The organism is Camelimonas fluminis, from assembly GCF_014656355.1.
GTDB lineage: Bacteria > Pseudomonadota > Alphaproteobacteria > Rhizobiales > Beijerinckiaceae > Camelimonas > Camelimonas fluminis.
This window is the reverse complement of sequence record NZ_BNCG01000001.1, coordinates 497,438-515,910: the sequence shown is the minus strand read 5'-3', so window position 1 is coordinate 515,910 and position 18,473 is coordinate 497,438. Positions and strand designations below refer to the sequence as shown.

Annotated in this window: 13 protein-coding genes; 5 read left to right on the top strand and 8 right to left on the bottom strand. The window is 66.6% G+C overall.

Going from position 1 to position 18,473, the window contains the following annotated elements; translation table 11 throughout:
- Positions 1-64: 64 nt before the first annotated feature.
- Entirely contained in the window at positions 65-1,591 is a 1,527-nt protein-coding gene (locus IE243_RS02140) for a peptidoglycan-binding domain-containing protein (RefSeq protein ID WP_191317668.1), read from the top strand.
- A 404-nt stretch (positions 1,592-1,995) separates the two neighbouring features.
- On the top strand, positions 1,996-3,540 hold the full coding sequence (locus IE243_RS02135) for a DEAD/DEAH box helicase (protein ID WP_191317667.1): 1,545 nt from the start codon (positions 1,996-1,998) through the stop codon (positions 3,538-3,540).
- 113 nt (positions 3,541-3,653) lie between these two features.
- Here IE243_RS02135 and otsA read toward each other — a convergent pair whose 3' ends face one another.
- Both otsA and otsB read right to left on the bottom strand, forming a co-directional pair.
- Positions 3,654-5,072: an alpha,alpha-trehalose-phosphate synthase (UDP-forming) gene (otsA, locus tag IE243_RS02130; RefSeq protein ID WP_191317666.1), complete on the bottom strand. Its 1,419-nt coding sequence runs from the start codon at positions 5,070-5,072 to the stop codon at positions 3,654-3,656.
- A gap of 279 nt (positions 5,073-5,351) precedes the next feature.
- The gene (gene otsB / locus IE243_RS02125) at positions 5,352-6,155 is read right to left on the bottom strand and encodes a trehalose-phosphatase (protein WP_191317665.1); all 804 of its coding nucleotides are present in this window, start codon (positions 6,153-6,155) and stop codon (positions 5,352-5,354) included.
- A gap of 416 nt (positions 6,156-6,571) precedes the next feature.
- On the opposite strand from otsB, the gene IE243_RS02120 reads away from it, so the two are divergent.
- The 3 genes from IE243_RS02120 (at position 6,572) to IE243_RS02110 (ending at position 12,025) form a co-directional block, all read left to right on the top strand.
- Positions 6,572-6,814, top strand: a complete 243-nt coding sequence (locus IE243_RS02120) for a hypothetical protein (RefSeq protein ID WP_191317664.1) — start codon at positions 6,572-6,574, stop codon at positions 6,812-6,814.
- A 353-nt stretch (positions 6,815-7,167) separates the two neighbouring features.
- The gene (treS, locus tag IE243_RS02115) at positions 7,168-10,455 is read left to right on the top strand and encodes a maltose alpha-D-glucosyltransferase (protein ID WP_191317663.1); all 3,288 of its coding nucleotides are present in this window, start codon (positions 7,168-7,170) and stop codon (positions 10,453-10,455) included.
- 355 nt (positions 10,456-10,810) lie between these two features.
- Positions 10,811-12,025 (top strand): GTP-binding protein, encoded by a 1,215-nt coding sequence (locus IE243_RS02110; protein ID WP_191317662.1) that lies wholly within the window; start codon positions 10,811-10,813, stop codon positions 12,023-12,025.
- A gap of 11 nt (positions 12,026-12,036) precedes the next feature.
- Here IE243_RS02110 and IE243_RS02105 read toward each other — a convergent pair whose 3' ends face one another.
- From IE243_RS02105 to IE243_RS02080, 6 genes are all read right to left on the bottom strand, one after another.
- On the bottom strand, positions 12,037-13,083 hold the full coding sequence (locus IE243_RS02105; protein WP_191317661.1) for an NAD(P)H-dependent flavin oxidoreductase: 1,047 nt from the start codon (positions 13,081-13,083) through the stop codon (positions 12,037-12,039).
- 440 nt (positions 13,084-13,523) lie between these two features.
- On the bottom strand, positions 13,524-13,859 hold the full coding sequence (locus tag IE243_RS02100; RefSeq protein WP_191317660.1) for a GCG_CRPN prefix-to-repeats domain-containing protein: 336 nt from the start codon (positions 13,857-13,859) through the stop codon (positions 13,524-13,526).
- Between the two features lie 380 nt (positions 13,860-14,239).
- Positions 14,240-14,803, bottom strand: coding sequence for a hypothetical protein (locus IE243_RS02095; RefSeq protein ID WP_191317659.1), 564 nt, complete (start codon positions 14,801-14,803; stop codon positions 14,240-14,242).
- A gap of 317 nt (positions 14,804-15,120) precedes the next feature.
- Positions 15,121-16,323 (bottom strand): acetyl-CoA C-acyltransferase, encoded by a 1,203-nt coding sequence (locus IE243_RS02090; protein ID WP_191317658.1) that lies wholly within the window; start codon positions 16,321-16,323, stop codon positions 15,121-15,123.
- 241 nt (positions 16,324-16,564) lie between these two features.
- Positions 16,565-17,494 (bottom strand): SDR family NAD(P)-dependent oxidoreductase, encoded by a 930-nt coding sequence (locus IE243_RS02085; RefSeq protein WP_191317657.1) that lies wholly within the window; start codon positions 17,492-17,494, stop codon positions 16,565-16,567.
- Between the two features lie 282 nt (positions 17,495-17,776).
- Positions 17,777-18,202: a MaoC family dehydratase gene (locus tag IE243_RS02080; protein WP_373301549.1), complete on the bottom strand. Its 426-nt coding sequence runs from the start codon at positions 18,200-18,202 to the stop codon at positions 17,777-17,779.
- Between the last annotated feature and the right edge of the window lie 271 nt (positions 18,203-18,473).

Genomic DNA, 18,473 nt, shown 5'->3' with positions numbered 1-18,473 from the left:
GGTTGATTCCAGGCGGATCAGATTCAGGGTTGGATCTGGCCAAGGTTGGGGAAAAGGACACGGCATGCGCCAGACAGGAGCGGTCATCAGCAAACGCAGCAGGGCGATGCGCCCGGCTGGCGCCCGCTTTGGCTGTATCAGCCTTGCCGCCCTGTGCCTGGCGCTGGGCGCCCTGCCGCTGCAGGCGCAGGCCCAGCGTCCTGTGTCGACCGCCGAGCGCGCCCTGCAACTGCAACAGCAACGCGAACGGTGGGAGGCATTGCCTGAGGCCGACCGCAAGGCGGTGCAGGATTCGCTCGTCTGGCTTGGCCTGTACAATGGCGTGACCGACGGCGCCTTCGGCCAGCGCACCGCCGACGCCGTGGCCGCCTTTGAGAAACGCGAACTGCTGCAACCAGGCGCGGTCGTCGCCGGGCCAGGCCTCGCCGTGCTGCGCGCCGCCGCCAACAAACAAAAAAGCGCTGTTGGCTTCACGCAGATCGATGACGCCGCCACCGGCGCGCGCATCGGTTCGCCCGCCCGCCTGTTCGACCGCAAGGAGAGTGCGCCTGGCCGCACCCGGCTGTCGTCGTCGCGGACGCCGGCCTCGCTCACCCTGTTCGCCGGCGGCGCGGCAGATGGCGACCTGCCCGCCTGGTTCGCCCGCGCCACCAGCGCCGCGCCTGGCCGCAAAGTCACCTACAAACTGCTGCGGCCGGACTTCGCCGTGGTCACCGGCGACGAAGGCGCCCGCCGCTTCTTCACCCGCGTCGCCGCCGGGCCAGACGGACTGCGTGGCTTCACCTTCGTTTACCCTGTCACTGACGCCGCGGCGATGGACCGGGTGACCATTGCCATCGCCAACAGCTTCGTCCCGTTTGCCGGCAAGCCAGGAGCTATTCCGCCGGGGGCTGCCTCATCTGGCGGCCAGCAGCCGGGCCAGCCCGCCTCTGGCGCCCAGGCGGCCCTCCGGCCCGACGGTGCGGCGGCGACATCCCAGTTCGCCAGTTCGCCACTCACCGGCACGGCGTTGCTGATCGGACCAGGCCGCGCCCTCACCGCCACCGCCGCCGTGCGCGGCTGCAAGGACATCCGCCTTGGCGATGCGACCGCGACGGTCACCGCCAGCGATCGCCAGAGCGACCTCAGCCTGCTGTCCGCCGCTGGCGTCAATCCGGCCAACGCTGGCCCCATCACGCTTGCACCGGCGGGCGACGGGCAGCCAGCCGGCGCGCTGGTGCTCGCCGCCTGGACGGCCGATCCGGCTGGCAAGCCGCAGTTGTCCGTGATCCCGGGCCAGTTCATCGAAACCAGACAGACCGGCAAGGTCAACGCCGCGCTCCAGCCCGGCGGCGCCGGAGCCCTGGCGCTGGACAACACCGGCGCCATCGTCGGCGTTATCTCGGGTCAGACCGCCGCCCCGGCCGTCGCGGGCGTGGCGCTGGCCGCCGATCAGCCCCTGGCCAATGCCGACAGCGTCCGGCGCCTGCTCGCCGACGCTGGCGTCACGCCACAAGCCGCGGCTTCGGCTGGCGCCGCTCCGGAAGGCGCCGGCGCCATCGTCGCCCGCTGGCGCGCCCGGCTCGCGCCGGTCTCCTGCGGCGCCCGCTAGAGCGCTTTCCAACCAGGCGAAATCGTCTGGTCGATCAGCACGCGCTCAAAACCGGGAGCCACGGAGCCGCCTCCGGTCCATCCTGATCGGGAACGGCCCCGGGAATGGCTGGGCGAGGGGCGCGTCAGCGCTGTCCCTTGACATTTCAACCCAAAAGCGGCACATGCCCCGTCGTAGCCGCCTGATGCGGCCTGCGGCGTGCGTGCCGCGTGCGTGAAGCTTCTGAAGCATTTTCCGTAAATGCATCATCTGAAGAGACAGGGCAAAACGCCGGTCTGGTTCGACCGGATTTCGCTTGGTCCCGCTTCGCCCCGCCGACGCCCAATTTCTGGACGCCCCACACGCAGGGCGATCCGCAACGGCCCTTTGCGTCCCGCGCGACCCAGGGCTCCGGAAGCTTTACATTGACATCTTTCCAGGAACTCGGCCTTGCGGCGCCGATCCTCTCGGCGCTGTCTGACGAGGGCTATGCCAATCCCACGCCGATTCAGGCGCAGGCAATCCCCCACGTCATGGCCGGACGCGACCTCATGGGCATCGCCCAGACCGGCACCGGCAAGACGGCTGCCTTCACCCTCCCGATCCTGCACAATCTCGCCGCCGAAAAGGGCCGGACGCCGCCACGCCAGTGCCGCGTGCTGATCCTGTCGCCGACCCGCGAACTGGCTGGCCAGATCGCCGATTCCGTCCGCGCCTACTCGCGCCACATGCGGATTTCGGTCGCCACCGTATTTGGCGGCGTCTCCCACGGCCCCCAGGCCCAGATGCTGCAGCGCGGCGTTGACGTGCTGGTGGCCACCCCCGGCCGCCTGCTCGACCATATGGCGACCGGCTCCCTGCGCCTCGACGGCGTCAAGGTGTTCGTGCTGGACGAAGCCGACCAGATGCTGGACATGGGCTTCATCCACTCCATCCGCAAACTGGTGAAGGTCCTGCCGAAGCAGCGCCAGACCCTGTTCTTCTCGGCCACCATGCCGAAAGAGATCGCGGCCCTGGCCGCCGACATGCTCGACAATCCCGAGCGCGTCGCCGTGGCGCCGGTCTCCAGCACCGCCGAGCGGGTGACGCAGAAGGTGGTGTTCGTCGATGCGGCGCAGAAGCGCGTCGAGCTGGCCCATCTGCTGGCCAACACCTGCGACGGCCGCACCCTGGTGTTCACCCGCACCAAGCATGGCGCCGACCGGGTCGTGCGCCATCTGGAGAGCGCCGGCCTGACGGCGGCTGCGATCCACGGCAACAAGAGCCAGGGCCAGCGCCAGCGCGCCCTCGATGGCTTCAAGGACGGCTCGACCCGCATCCTCGTCGCCACCGACATCGCCGCGCGCGGCATTGACGTCGACGGCGTGACCCATGTCGTCAATTTCGAGCTGCCCAACGTGCCGGAAACCTATGTGCACCGCATTGGCCGCACGGCCCGCGCCGGCGCCAGCGGCTCGGCGATTTCGCTGGTCGACCGTGAGGAGCGCGGCCTGCTGCGCCAGATCGAGCGGCTGACCCGCCAGTCGATCCCGGTTGAGCCCCGCGCCACCGAAGACGCCGAGATCGCTCCTGAGGCGCCGCGTCCGCCGCGCCAGCAACAGCAGCGTCGCCCCCAGGGCGCCGGTCGCGGCGACGGCCAGCGCGGTCCGCGTCAGGAAAACCGTGGCCGCGGCGCTGGCCAGGGCAATGGCGGCCAGGGCAACGGTGGGCATGCGAATGGCGGCCACGCGAACGGCGGCCGCCGCGCTGCTCCGGCCGGCGAAGGCCGTGACCAGCAGGCCGCGCCGCGCGCCGCCGCGGGTCATGGTCGCGACAACGCCGGCCGCAATGGCGCGCCGCGCCGGGGCGCCCGTCCCGAGGGACGCGGCCAGCCCGGCGCGCGCCGCGAAGGCGGCCGTCATCAGGAAGGCCACGGCGGCGATCTCGCCGGCATCGGCTTCATGAACGGCCCGCGCGGCAACCGTTCCTGAAACGCCTGAACTGCGAACGCCAAAAAGGCGGCGGGTTTTCCCGCCGCCTTTTTTTCGCGCCAGGTCTTCTGGCCAGACGCCGCGCAGCCAATGAGGCGCGCCCGCTTCCGGCGTCACATGAACATCGCCCGCAGATTGTTCGTCAGGCTGCGCCGCGCTGGCGGCTGCTCCAGCGCCTCAAGGAAATCGGCCGCCCATGCGTTGATGTCCTGGCTCCTCAGCACACGGATCATCCGGATGTAGCGCGCCTTGCGCTCCTCAAGCGGCATCTCCAGCGCCTGGCGGATGGCCGCGGCCATGCCCTCGGTTTCGTGAGGATTGATCACCAGCGCCCCTTCGCGCAGGTCGCGCACCGCGCCAGCAAACCGCGACAGGATCAGCACGCCCGGATCATTGGGGTCCTGCGAAGCGACATATTCCTTGGCCACCAGGTTCATGCCGTCGCGCAGCGGCGTCACCAGGCCAACGCGGGCGCAGCGATAGATGGTGGCCAGCGCCGTGCGGGAATAGCTCTGGTTGATGTAGCGGATCGGCGTCCACGACACGTCGCCCCAGGCGCCGTTGATGTGGCCGACCTTCTCGCTCACCTGCCGGTCCATATCCATGTATTCCGGGATATCCGAGCGGCTCTTGGGCGTGATCTGCACATAGCTGACCTTGCCGCGCCACTCCGGATTCTCCGCCAGGAAGCGCTCGTAGGCGTCCAGCCGCCCGGCGATGCCCTTGGAGTAATCGAGGCGATCGACGCCGACCAGCATCGCCGCGTTGCCAAGGCTGCCCTTCAGTTCGCGCACGAAGCGCGAGGCCGAGGCGCGCCGCGCCGCCTTCATCATCGTCCCGGTGTCGATGCCCACCGGAAAGGCGCCCAGCTGGACGCGCCGGCCGTTGATGTCAAACTGCGAGTTGCCCATGCGGCCGACGCCGCCGGCTTCCTGAAGGTAGCGGGCGAAATTGTCGCGATCGTTGGGGGTCTGGAAGCCAACCAGATCGAAGTCGGTCAGCGCCCCCACCACGTCGGCGTGATGCGGCAGGGCGTGCAGGATCTCCGGCGGCGGCAACGGAATGTGCAGGAAGAAGCCCATGCGGTTGCGGTGGCCGCGTTTGCGCAGAAACCGGGCCAGCGGCATCATGTGATAGTCATGCACCCAGACGACGTCGTCCGGCTCCAGGATGTCCGACACCTGGCGGGCGAACCATTCGTTGACCCGCATGTAGCCAGAGAGATCGAGACGTGAGAACTCGGCCAGGTCCACCCGATAATGCAGGATCGGCCACAACACGCGGTTGGCGAAACCGCTGTAATATTCCTGGTAATCGGCGGATGAGAGATCAGTGACGGCGTAAGAAACGCCGCCGCGCTCCATAAGCTGTGGGCGCTGGTCCGGATTTTCCGCGACCCGGCCGCTCCAACCGTACCAAAGCCCAGGGCGGTTTTTCAGCGCGGCGTGAACAGCCACCGCAAGGCCGCCGGCCTGGGGCTTTCCGCCGGTCGGGGCCGCCACCCGGTTTGATACGACGATGAGGCGCGACAAAGCGTTTTCCTCCTGCTCCTGTTTTTCGTGAACGCAACGCGCTGGCGCACAGATAGTCGCGCCAGCATCCCCGGACAGGCTTCGCAAGAACCGCGCCAAAACAGACCGCGCCCAAAGGGCCAGACGTCCGCGGAGGTGATTTTCCGCAGGACAGGAAGGCAGGCAGCCGGTTTTTCCGGTCCAGACGCGCCTGGGATCTATGACTTAACGTTTGTCGATGGCGGCAGTTCCGCAATCCTGTCCGGAAAATTTCAGCAAATCGCCCAATTCCCGGGGCGGTCAGGCAAGCCTGGCGTTACGGGCGCCGGTTTCGAGACGCGGGGCGATGGCGGGGCTTCGTTGCAACTCCGCCCGCGCCTCCGCGGCGATCCACGCCCGCACGTCCGAGGCGTCGTCAAAAATCCGCGTCGCGGGCGCCAGTTCGCGCCCCACCGACCAGGCCATGCCGCCCTTCACGTTCTTCACGGCCGAGAAGGCGGCGATATCGGTGATGTCGTCGCCGATAAACACCGGCTGACGCCCGGCGAAGGCTGGCAGACGCATGAACGCCTCCACCGCCGTGCCCTTGTCGACGTGACTGCGCTTGATTTCGTAGACCAGCCGGCCCGGCAGCACTGTCAGCCCGGTTTCGCCGCTGCGGGCGATGATCGCCTCAAGTTCGTAGCGCAACGCGGCGCCCAGGGTCGGCGCGGCCCGATAGTGCACCGCCACGCACACGCCCTTGTCCTCCAGCAGCAGGCCGCGATGCGACGCCGCCACCCGCTTGAGATTTTCCATGATCGCCGCTGGCAGCCGCCCGCTGGCGGCCATGAACACCTCGCCGCCCGGCAGCAGGCGCAATTCGCCGCCATGGCAGCCGGAGGCGCGTGGTTTCAGATCGCCAAACAGGCGGTCAATATCGCGGACACTGCGGCCACTGACCAGGGCGAGCGCGCCGCCAAACTTGCGGGTAAGCTGTTGCAGACCTGTTTTCAGCGGGGCCGGGACGCTGACGTCGTCCGGTCGCGCGGCAATATCGAGCAAGGTGCCGTCGATATCGAAGAACAGCGCATGGGAAGCGCCGTCGAGGGCAAGATTTTTCATGAGCTTTTTCTGGCCCGGCCGCCCAGGAGCGATATGACCGCTCCGGCGCGCCGCGCCCAATCCTCCTGTTGCACCAGTCCGCGTCGGGGCGTCACACGCCGCGGATCAGGCAGACCTGTACGCCGCCTGAAGCGTCGCGGGACGGCATGCCCCGGCGTCTGCCCATCCCGGGCTCTGGCGACGTTCGCGGAGCAGTCATGCTCCACATGACGGGTTCGCGCCCCGAAACGGGCGAAGAAAGACGCACGATTTGACGCGCATATTGCAGCGCAGCATCCGCTTTATGGCGGACTGGCGCGGCCAAATAACGCCAGATCCGAACCATGTTCTGTCCGGCGCAATCATGACCATACGCCAACATTGTGACAACAGTTTTGTTCCCCATCCGACGCCATCAGGGCTGCGGCTGCCCAAACATGCGCCGCATCCGCCTGCGAAACCAGCAGAAATGTCAGCGTCAATTATTTCTCGTCTCCAAAACCTGGCTTGAATGTTTCGCCATATTTGGGCTGCATGTATCCAGGTTGACGCCATCCGGATTGATGCTGCGACTGGCGGGAAACGAAGGGAAGGCGCAGATGACGTCGCGCGACCTCCGGGCGATCGCGCGGCTGGAACCGGGGCGGACGCGCGGCGTTCGCCATAACAGCAACGTTTGACGCCGACACGTCCGGCGCAGGTTTCCCCTGGCCGGACGCAGCCAGCCTCGGTGGAATGAATGGAGCGTTTCCAGCCATGATCAGGTTCATGATCTGGCTCCCGGGAATGCTCCATCTTTTTGGTTTGCAGCGGGCTCTCCCCAGGCCGCATCCGCCTGGCGACAGCGCGCCCGCAGGCTTTCGGGGCAACACAAGCGCCGGGAGCAACGCAGGCCTTTGGGGGCAACGCAGGCCTTTGGGGGCAACGCAGGCCTTTGGGGGCAACGCAGGTCTCCAGGGTAACGCAGGTCTGGGCCCGGCGGCCCAGGCCCGCCCTGGCCGGACTTTGGGCCAGGGCCAGCCGTGAGGACGACATGATCGATCGCAATGACATCCACTGGTACCGTGACGCCATCATCTATCAGGTGCACGTCAAGTCATTCTTCGATTCAGACAACGACGGCGTCGGCGATTTCGCCGGCCTGACGGAGCGGCTCGACTACATCCGCGAGTTGGGCGCCACGGCGATCTGGGTCATGCCGTTCTACCCCTCGCCCCTGCGCGACGACGGCTATGACATCGCCGACTATCGCGGCATCAATCCCGCCTTTGGCCAGATGCGCGATTTCCGCCGCTTCATCCGTGAGGCGCAGGCCCGCGGCCTCCGGGTCATCACCGAACTGGTCATCAACCACACCTCGGACCAGCACCCCTGGTTCCAGCGCGCCCGCACCGCGAAACCCGGCTCGCCCTGGCGGGATTTCTATGTCTGGTCGGATACGGAGGACCGCTACAAGGACGCGCGCATCATTTTCTGCGACGTGGAGAAATCCAACTGGACCTGGGACGCCACCGCCGGCGCCTATTACTGGCATCGCTTCTATTCGCACCAGCCAGACCTCAACTTCGAGAATCCCCGCGTGCTCGAAGCGGTGATCGAGATCATGGAATACTGGTTCGAGATGGGCGTCGACGGCCTGCGGCTCGACGCCATCTCCTATCTGGTGGAGGCCGAGGGGACCAGTTGCGACAACCTGCCCGGCACCCATGAGGTCATCCGGCGCATCCGCAGCTTCATCGACGCCCGCTATCCCGACCGCATGCTTCTGGCGGAAGCCAACCTCTGGCCAGAAGGCATCGCCAAATATTTCGGCGATGGCGACGAGTGCCAGATGGCCTTCCACTTTCCGCTCATGCCGCGCATGTACATGGCCGTCGCCAGTGAAGAGCGCCGCCCGATCACCGACATCCTGCGCCAGACGCCAGACATCCCGGAAAACTGCCAGTGGGCGATTTTCCTGCGCAACCATGACGAGCTGACGCTGGAAATGGTGACGCAGCAGGAGCGCGACTACCTCTGGACCATTTACGCGGCCGACGCCCGGGCGCGCCTCAACCTCGGCATCCGCCGCCGCCTCGCGCCGCTGCTGGAGAATGACCGGCGCAAGATTGAACTGCTGACCAGCCTGCTGCTCTCCATGCCCGGTACGCCGGTGATGTACTACGGCGACGAGATCGGCATGGGAGACAATATCTATCTCGGCGATCGCGACGGCGTCCGCACGCCCATGCAATGGTCGCCGGACCGCAATGGCGGTTTCAGCCGCGCCGACCCGGCCCGGCTGGTGCTGCCAGCGGTTCAGGACCCGGTCTATGGCTTCGACGCGGTGAATGTGGAGAGCCAGCGCCGCAATCCCTCCAGCCTGCTCAACTGGATGAAACGGATGGTGGCGGCGCGCCGCAATACCCGCGCCTTTGGCCGCGGCTCCATGCGGTTCATCTATCCAGACAACCGCAAGATTCTGGCCTACCTGCGCGCTTTCGACGACGAGACCATCCTGTGCGTCGCCAATCTGTCGCGCGCGCCCCAGGCCGCCGAGATCGAATTGCCGGAATTTGCCGGCTGGCGCCTGGTGGAGATGAGCGGCGGCGCGGAGTTCCCGCCGGTCAGCGATCTGCCCTACCAGATCACGTTGCCAGCCTATGGCTTCTACTGGTTCCGCATGGAAGAAGCTGCGGTGGTCGACGACCGTTTCGGTCCCCGGCCGGTGCCTGAACTGTTCACCCTGGTGCTGACGGGCGCGCCGCAGGGGCTGTTCGAAGGCCGCGAAGGCGAGGCCCTCGCCCGCGAATCCCTGCCGCGCTATCTGGGAACCCGTCGCTGGTTCACGGGCTCGCGCCGGCGCATCAACACCGCCGAGGTGCGCGACGTCGCCATGTTGCCCGGCGCCGGCGACGGCAATCTGATGCTGTCGCTGGTTGACGTCACCCTTCGCAGCGGCGAGCAACAGGAGTTTTTCATCCCCCTGGCCGTGGACGAAAGCGGCGAGAACGAAGCGCTGTTGCCCTACGCCATCGCCCGCCTGCGTCGCGGCGCCCGCATGGGTCTGCTATACGGCGCCGAAGCCGCCCCTGCGTTCGTCGTCGGCATGGTCAGGGCCATGCGCGACAACGCCCACCGCCCCACCCTGCACGCTGGAGCCATCGAATTCCGGAGCGGCGCGGGACTGGAGGATGCGCCGGAACTGGATCCGCATGACCTGTCGCGCATGCGGCTGGACCAGAGCAACACCTCGATGGCGCTCGGCTCGCGCATGGTGCTGAAGCTCTACCGGCGCCTGCAGCAGGGGGTTCATCCTGAAGAGGAAATGTGCCGCTACCTGACCGAGGTCGCCGGCTTCACCCATACGCCCCGCTATCTCGGCAGCGCCCGCCATGTAGCCGCCGACGGCGCGATAACCACCCTGGCCCTGCTGCAGGACTATGTGCGCAACCAGGGCGACGCCTGGGACGTGGCCACCAGCGTGATGCAGCGCGAGATCGAGCATCTGGCGCAATTGCCGGTGGAGGATCGCCCCTCGCCCGAGCAGGCCTTCGAGTCGTTTGGCCACTACGCCCACACCATCGGCCGGCGCGTCGGCGAGATGCACGCGGCCCTGGCGCGGCAGACCAGCGATCAGGATTTCTCCCCGGTCGCCATGACCGGAGCCGATGTCGACGCCATCGCCCGCGAAGCGCACGAACAGGCCGCAAAAACCTTCGCCGGCTTGCGCCAGCTCCTTGAGCAGGCGGGCCCGGCCCGCGCCAGCGCCGCGGACAACGCGTTGCTGGTCAGCAATCTGCTGGAACGGGAAGGCGCGTGCCTGGAGCTGATCATCGCGCTGTCCAGCGCCGCGCCGCAGGGGATCTGCACGCGCATCCACGGCGACCTGCACCTGGGGCAGTTCCTGATCGAGCGGGCCGACGTCTTCATCGTCGATTTCGAGGGACGCGCCGACAGGCCAGTGGCCGAGCGTCGCCGCAAGACCACGCCCATGCGCGACGTGGCCAGCATGTTGCGTTCGGTCTCTTATGTCACCGAAACGGTGCTCCACAACGTTAGCCAGCGCATCGCCCATGTGGACGCCGAACTGGTCGCCGCGGCGCGGCGCTGGCGCGATCTCTCCGCCGCCAGCTTCCGCGAAAGCTACGACGCCGCCATCCGCGACACGCCGCTGTGGATTCACGACCTGACGGCGCGCGAGCGGCTCCTGCGCCTGTGCCTGCTGGCCAAGGCGCTGCACGAAATCAATCACGAACTGGAGCGCCGTCCCGACTTCCTGCACATTCCCATCAAGGGCGCCATTGACCTGATCGACCAGGGCGATGGCGGCCTGGCCTGACGAAGAGACCGGGGGGCGCGCAATCCCGCGCGCCTTTCGCCTCGCGCGGCCTCCCCGACCCGCCCGCCGTGGCCGGACCTGATCCGGCCATCGATGACAACGGCGCGCGCAAAACTGAACCTTCATCCATGATGAAAAAGCATGGACGCCGCAACGCGCGTGGGCATGGCGGCGCCTGCCCCCGCAGGCTGGCGAGCCATCACACCGGCAAAAGCCAGCGCGCTTGCTCACCACTTGCTCACCCACTTGTCCGCTTGCTTGCCCGCCGCCTGCCTCCGCGCCTCCCCCCGCCGTTGACGGTTAACGTCATTCTGTTTATGCAATATTATAACATTACATACATTGGATAACCGGGATGATCGACAACCGCCTGCCAGTCACCGTTCTGTCCGGATTTCTCGGAGCCGGCAAAACCACCGTGCTCAACCACATTCTCAACAACCGCGCCGGCCGGCGCGTCGCCGTTATCGTCAACGACATGTCCGAAGTGAACATCGACGCCGACCTGGTCCGGAACGGCGGGGCCAATCTCTCCCGCACGGACGAGGCGCTGGTCGAGCTGAGCAACGGCTGCATCTGCTGCACCCTGCGCGACGACCTGCTCCAGGAAGTGGCCCGCCTCGCCGCCGATGGACGTTACGACTGTCTGCTGATCGAGGGCACGGGAATCGCCGAGCCCCTCCCCGTCGCCGCCACCTTCGATTTTCGTGATGAGAACGGCCGCGGCCTCGCCGACGTCGCCCGCATCGACGCCATGGTCACGGTGGTCGACGCCCTCAACCTGCTGCGCGATCTCGGCGGCCGCGACCTGCTGGCCGATCGTGGCGAAACCGCCGGCAGCGGCGACGACCGCACCCTGGCTGACCTGATCGTCGACCAGATCGAATTCGCCGACATCGTGATCATCAACAAGGCCGGCGATGCGGGCCCGGCGCAGGTGCGCCAGGCGCGCGCCGCCGTGCGCGCGCTCAACCCGGACGCCCGCATCATCGAGACGTCGCATGGCGTCGTGGCGCCAGACGACCTGCTCGACGTTGGCCTGTTCGATCTGGAGAAGGCTCACGGCCACCCCATGTGGGCGAAGGAACTCTACGGTTTCGCCGACCACACGCCGGAAACCGAGGAATATGGCGTCGGCCATTTCGTCTTTCGCGCCCCGGAGCCGTTCGCGCCAGCGCTCCTTGATGATTTCCTGCGTCGCGACTGGCCCGGCCTCGTGCGCGCCAAGGGGCATTTCTGGCTGGCGACGCGCCCGGACTGGTGCGGCGAACTGTCGATCGCCGGCGCCGTCTGCAGAACCTCCGGCATGGGCCTCTGGTGGGCCGCCACCCCACCGGCGCGCTGGCCGCGCGACCCGCAATGGCGCGCCGCGGCCCAGCAGCGCTGGCATCCGCTCTATGGCGACCGGCGTCAGGAGCTTGTGTTCATCGGCGTCGGCATGGATGAAGCCGCCATGCGCGCGGCGCTCGCCGCCGCACTCACGCCAGCCACGAGCACGAGCGGCGGGCTCGACAATCCGCAGTGGCGCGCCCTGCCAGACCCGTTTCCGGCATGGCGACGGGCAGCATAGACGAATGCTCCCTACGCCTCCATTTCAGCCAGCAGCATCTGCATCAGTTCCGCCGCCGGCAAAGCGCGGGCGCGGTGAGCAGCCGTGCCCGCCCACCAGGCGCCGAAGCCATCGGCATGGCGAGCCGCGGCCAAAGCGAACAGCTTTTTGGTCACGTCATAGGTCAGCGAGTAGTCGGCGGGGGGCGGCGCGCCGGTCGCGGCGCCATGGCGGACCAGACGGTTGATCAGCCCCCGCGCCGGCCGGCCCGAGATGGCGCAGGTCATCGTGGTGGCGTCGCGTCCCGCATTGGCCAGCGCCTTGCGATATCCGGCGCCCGCCGCCGATTCCGGGCAGCCGACGAAAGCCGTGCCCAATTGCGCCGCCGCCGCGCCCGCTTCCAGCGCCCGGCGGATATCGCGTCCGTCCATCAGTCCGCCTGCTGCGATCACCGGCGGAGAACCGGCGCCCGACAGCTTGCCAATCAATGCGAAAGTCGTCAGGCGTTCATCATCGCCATCCGGGTCGAATACGCCGCGATGCCCACCGGCCTCATAGCCCTGGGCGACGATGGCGTCGACGCCGGCCGCTGCAAGGGCCCGCGCTTCGGCGACGCTGGTGGCGGTGGCGAAAATGATGATCCCGGCCTGACGCAACGCCGCCAGTTGCGCCGTCGTCGGCAAACCGAAATGCAGGCTCACGACTGCGGGGCGCAATTCCAGCAGCATGGCGGTGGCCGCGTCATTGCCGGTGAATGTGGGATAGACCTCCGCCAGCGTCGTCGGCGGCCCGGCCCCGAACTCCGCGAACAGCGGCGCCAGCCATGCCAGCCACGCCGCCTCGCGCGCGGCGTCGCGACGGGCGGGGCGGTGGCAGAACACGTTGACATTAAATGGCCTGTCGGTCAGCTCGCGGGTCGCCGCGATCATCCTGGCGCCATCGGCGACGCTGACGCCGCCAATGCCGAGCGACCCAAGGCCGCCGGCATTGGAAACAGCCGCGGCCAGCGCCGGCGTGGCTGTCCCGGCCATGGGCGCCTGAATGATGGGGTGAATCACGCCCGGAACTATCGTCTGCATCACCCACCCGTTTCCTGCTGGTTCACCCGTATGTCTGGCCGACGCGAGGATAAGCCCGAAACGTTCCCGCCGTCATCCGTCATCGGCCCGCAAGCCTGGCGCCCATTGCCGCGCTGCTGACGGCGCCCTGGGACGGGCGCGCCCCAAACCAGAAGCCCCCTGCGCGTCGCCGCGCTGTCCGCATGTGCGGATCAAAAAAAAGCCGGCCAGGAACTCCTGGCCGGCTCCTGACATCGTCAGGTCACTGACAATCTATTGTCCATTGTGTTTCTGCGGGAGCTTGTGAATTTGACATCCGCTCCCCACGTTCATGTGAAGGCGGGGGCCAAATTCGCTCCACCGGAGCAACATCCGTTCATACTGAACCGGGTGTTCGTTCTCCTCGTCTGAATGAACGCGTTTTCTTTGCGTGAACCGAGATCCACTACGTTTGAAACGCTCTAGCGGCACACCCGCACCGAGCGACCCCACGGGTCCGTGCGCCACCAGCAGCGCGGCGGCGGCGGACGATATCCATAGCCATAGGGCCGGGCGCCATAGCCATAGGGCGGCGCGCCATAGGCATAGGGCGGCGGACCATAGCCGTACCCCGGGCGTCCCATGGGGCGACAACGGCCCCATCCATCGCGAGCCCAGCCAGGCCCACAGCCTTGCGCCGCAAGCTCCACATGCGCCGGCCCATCCATCGGCGACGGCGCGGCGGGCATGGCCATTGCAGCGCCGCCCAGCGTAACTGACGCACAGGCGGAAACCAGCAAGGTACGAAATCCTGTCATCTTCTGACCTCCAGATGCGTTGCAACGCCAAGATTCCCGTCCGGGAAAGGACCGCCGCATGGCGAAACCTCCACTGTCCGACTTGCCCCCGCCCTCCCGTGGAGTGAACGTCACTCACGAAAGATCGAACCTGGGAAAAAGCGAAGCAAAATCCTGATCCGATACGGCTCGACTTTGCTCCGAACTCCAGACGGGCTTTCACGTTGCCTGCGACCATGAACATACAGCAGGGCGCCCGGCGAAATTATGCCGTTCGTGTGCGCCGGATGGACATATTCACAGGCTGCAATCCAGTCAGCATGTCATTGATACCCTTCGGACAATCACCACCACAACGCGACGTTTCACGCCACCGTGAACGCCGCGCCGGAAATTCGCCATCAGTATTGTCCGAAATCTCCACGCGTTGACTTGCGCTTCTGCCAGAAATACACGCCGGCGATACAGGCTATCGTCACGGCGGCCGCGGTCAGCAGCAGCGAAATCCGCTCCAGCCAGAAGACGCCGGGGATGGCGAGCGCCAACAGCACGCCGACCAGGCCGATCTGCCATGACGCCAGATGCACGCCCGCGAGCAGCGTGCCGATGGCCAGCAGACCCAGCACCGCGAGGCCCAGCGCCATCGGCGTCATCGCCGACATCACGTCGTGGTAGAACAGGGTGCGCATGGCGATGACGATGATCAGCCAGTGCACCCCCTGGCGGATCGCCATGCCAATCTTGTCGCTGCGATAGACCTGCGCGCCCCACTCGCTGACGATGCATACGCCAGCGAAAGCCACCGCCGTGATCTGCCAGTAGATCGCTGAAAAGCCCGGCGTCAGGCTGGTCAGCACCATGCCCGTGAACACCAGCAGCAGCATGATCACATAAGGCGCCTGCGCCGCCCAGAAACTGACTTTCCTGGTCGGCTGCGGATCGATGTCCAGCGGCGTTCCGCTCATGGTGGCTCTCCTTGCGCGTCATGACCCGGAGCGGCGCGAAAACCCCGCATTCCAGCTCCACGCCGACGATCCCACCGCAGACTGGCTCTGGCAAGCAGGCTGGAGCGCATTCTGATCGACCAGACGGAATCGTCTGGTCGATCAGAATGCGCTCAAAATAAGGGAAACTGGAGCAATCCCCGATCCATGTAGATCGGGAATTGCTCCAGCGAAACAGGCGTGGAAACCGGCAACAAAAAAGGCGCCGGCCCTGCCAGGCCGGCGCCAGAAGCATTCCCTGTCGCCGGACGTCCCGGGGACGCCCGGCAAGCGGAAAATCAGGCCACTTCGAACAGGCCGGCCGCGCCCATGCCGCCGCCGACGCACATGGTGCAGACGACGAATTTGGCGCCGCGGCGCTTGCCCTCGATCAGCGCGTGGCCGACCATGCGGGCGCCCGACATGCCGTAAGGATGGCCAATAGAAATGGCGCCGCCGTTGACGTTGAGCAGCTCATCCGGAATGCCGAGCTGGTCGCGGCAATACAGCACCTGAACGGCGAAAGCCTCGTTCAGCTCCCACAAGCCGATGTCCTCGACCTTCAGGCCGTGAGCCTTCAGCAGCTTCGGCACGGCGAACACCGGGCCAATGCCCATCTCGTCCGGCTCGCAACCGGCGACGGCGATGCCGCGATAGATGCCGAGCGGCTGCAGGCCGCGCTTCTCGGCCAGGCGCGATTCCATCAGCACGGCGGCGGAGGCGCCGTCGGAGAGCTGCGAGGCGTTGCCGGCGGTGATGTGCTTGCCTTCCTTGATGACCATGCCGCCCTTGAACACCGGCTGCAGCTGCGCCAGGTTTTCATAGCTGGTGCCAGGACGGTTGCCCTCGTCCTTGTCCAGGGTGACGGCGACGTCCTTGACCTCGCCCGAGACCTTGTCCTGAACCTTCATGACCGAGGCGAGCGGAACGATCTCGTCCTTGAACTTGCCGGCGGCCTGGGCGGCGGCGGTGCGGTCCTGCGACTGGGCGGCGTAACGGTCCTGGGCTTCACGCGAAATCTTGTAGCGCTCGCCCACGATCTCGGCCGTTTCCAGCATGCCCATGTAAATGGCCGGCAGGTGCTCGACCAGCCAGGGATCGCGAGCGCGATAGTGATTCTGCTTGTCGTTCTGCACCAGCGAGATCGAGTCGAGGCCGCCGCCGACCACCACGTCCATGCCGTCGGAAATGATCTGCTTGGCGGCGGTGGCGATGGCCATCATGCCCGAGGCGCACTGGCGGTCGAGCGACATGCCGGCGACCGTCACCGGCAGGCCGGCGCGCATGGCGGACTGGCGAGCGACGTTAAGCCCCTGCGCGCCCTGTTGCATGGCGGCGCCCATCACCACGTCCTGGATCTCGGACGGATCCACCTTTGCCCGCGACACGGCGTGCTTGATGGCGTGCCCGCCCAGTTCCTGCGACTGGGTGTCGTTAAACGCGCCGCGATAGGCCTTGCCAATGGGCGTGCGCGCCGTTGAAACGATTACAGCCTCTCTCATGGCGTCTTCCTTCCAGTTCGTTGAAATCTCGGGCGGGATGATGCGTCCGGCGCGTCTCCCATCTTTTCCGCTGTCACGCTATAGCACTTTTGGGTGAAGCGGGCGCTGTGCAACTGGCGCCCGCTTCCCGCGCATCCATGCGCTCAGGGCAAAACCCGTTCATTCCGGAGCGAACCCTGGTCCCTGCCCCTGAACGGATGCGCCTTCAATCCGCGAAGCCGCGGCGACTTCGCGGAAAAACTCATCCGCGCTTCGGCAACTCGATGCCCTGGGCGGCGGCGGCGAGCGTGATGAAGTTGGCCGACTGTTCGCCGGCGCCGCTGACTTCGCGCTGGCCTTCCGGGCTGGTGATCTGGGCCCAGTGCGCCGCCACGCCTTCCGGCGTGTTGTCTTCCGGCTTCAGATAGGCGCCGCGGGTCTGGTAGATGCGCGTCTGGGCGTAGACGCCCGCGGCAGCCTCCAGAATGACCTTCGACGGCGCTTCCTCGCTCACGAGGTACAGCACGCCGGGCGAAATCATCTCCGGCGTCATCAGCTCGAACATCTGCGGCGCCATCAGCTCTTCGGTCATGCGGGTGCCCGCCGCAGGCGCCAGGGTGTTGATGCGGATGTTCTTCGAAGCGCCTTCCTGGTGCAGCACGTTCATCAGGCCGACCATCGAAGCCTTGGCGGCGCCGTAGTTGGCCTGGCCGAAATTGCCATAGAGGCCCGTGGCCGAAGCCGTCACCAGAATGCGGCCGTAGTTCTGCTCGCGCATGATCTCCCACACCGCCTTGGTGCAGTTGACCGTGCCCATCAGATGCACGTCGATGACCTTCCAGAAGTCATCGAGGGTCATCTTGACGAAGGTCTTGTCGCGCAGGATGCCAGCGTTGTTGATCAGGATGTCGACGCGGCCCCATTTGGCCTTTGCCTCCGCGACCATGGCCTCCACCTGGGCCATGTTGGAGACGTCGGCGCCATTGGCGATGGCCTCGCCGCCAGCGGCGACGATTTCCGCCACCACGCTCTCCGCCGCCGCCGTGCTGCCGCCCGTGCCGTCGCGGGCGCCGCCGAAGTCGTTCACCATCACCTTCGCGCCGCGGGCGGCCAGCGCCAGTGCGTGCGAGCGGCCAAGGCCATTGCCCGCGCCCGTCACGATGGCGACGCGATTGTCAAAACGGATGCTCATCTTCTTTCAGATCCCTGATCCTGTCGCCGCATCAGGCGTTGCTATAGCCATACGCCGCCAGCGGCCGGGTTCACGCCGCGGGCCGGAAAGCCAGCGGCACGCTCCATGTATCAGCTTTCGTGGCGCTGCTGACCGGAAATGCAGATGCGGCCGCAACGCCGCCAACGCGCCTCCCGGCGTCGCCGGCGCCATCTCGCGCCAGAGGAACGCGTCAAGGAGCGACGCCAGGACGCCTCCTGACCCATCATCAGGGAAGCGCCCCAGACCTTGCGCTTCCGTGGTTCAGCCGATGAAGCTCATGCCAAGCCACTCGGCGATCAGGGCCGGCTTGTCCTCGCCCTCGATCTCCACCGTCACCTCATGCTTCAGCAGCACCTGGGTCGGCGACTTGCGGGTGAACTCCTTGAGCACGAAGCGGCCGCGCACGCGCTTGCCCGACTTGACCGGCGCAAGGAAGCGCAGCTTGTCGAGGCCGTAGTTCACGCCCATGGTGCGGCCCTTGATGCCGGGCAGCACCTCATAGGACATCGGCACCATCAGCGACATGGTGAGGAAACCGTGGGCGATGGTCGAGCCGAACGGCGTCTTCGCCGCGGCTTCCGGATTAACGTGGATGAACTGCCAGTCCTCAGTCACGTCGGCGAACTGGTCGATGCGCTTCTGGTCGACTTCGATCCAGCGCGACACGCCGACTTCCTTGCCGACCATGGCTTCCAGTTCGTCGGGCGTCAGCTCAACCCTGTTTTCACCTGAATTGTCCGTGCGGGCTGCTGCATTGGTCATGTTGTTTCCTCCCAGGGGCGTCATCTCGCCCGTTACAGGCATTATCTGACAGGCATATGCGTCCGGAGCGGTCTGGAGCGCGCACTTGCCGGGAGGGAAACCTCCCTCCGGCGAAGCCAGCGCCCGCCCGATGCCCGCCGCCCGAAATCCTGCATAGAATATACCAAATCCCAGGTCCAGCAGCCGGATTGCAACC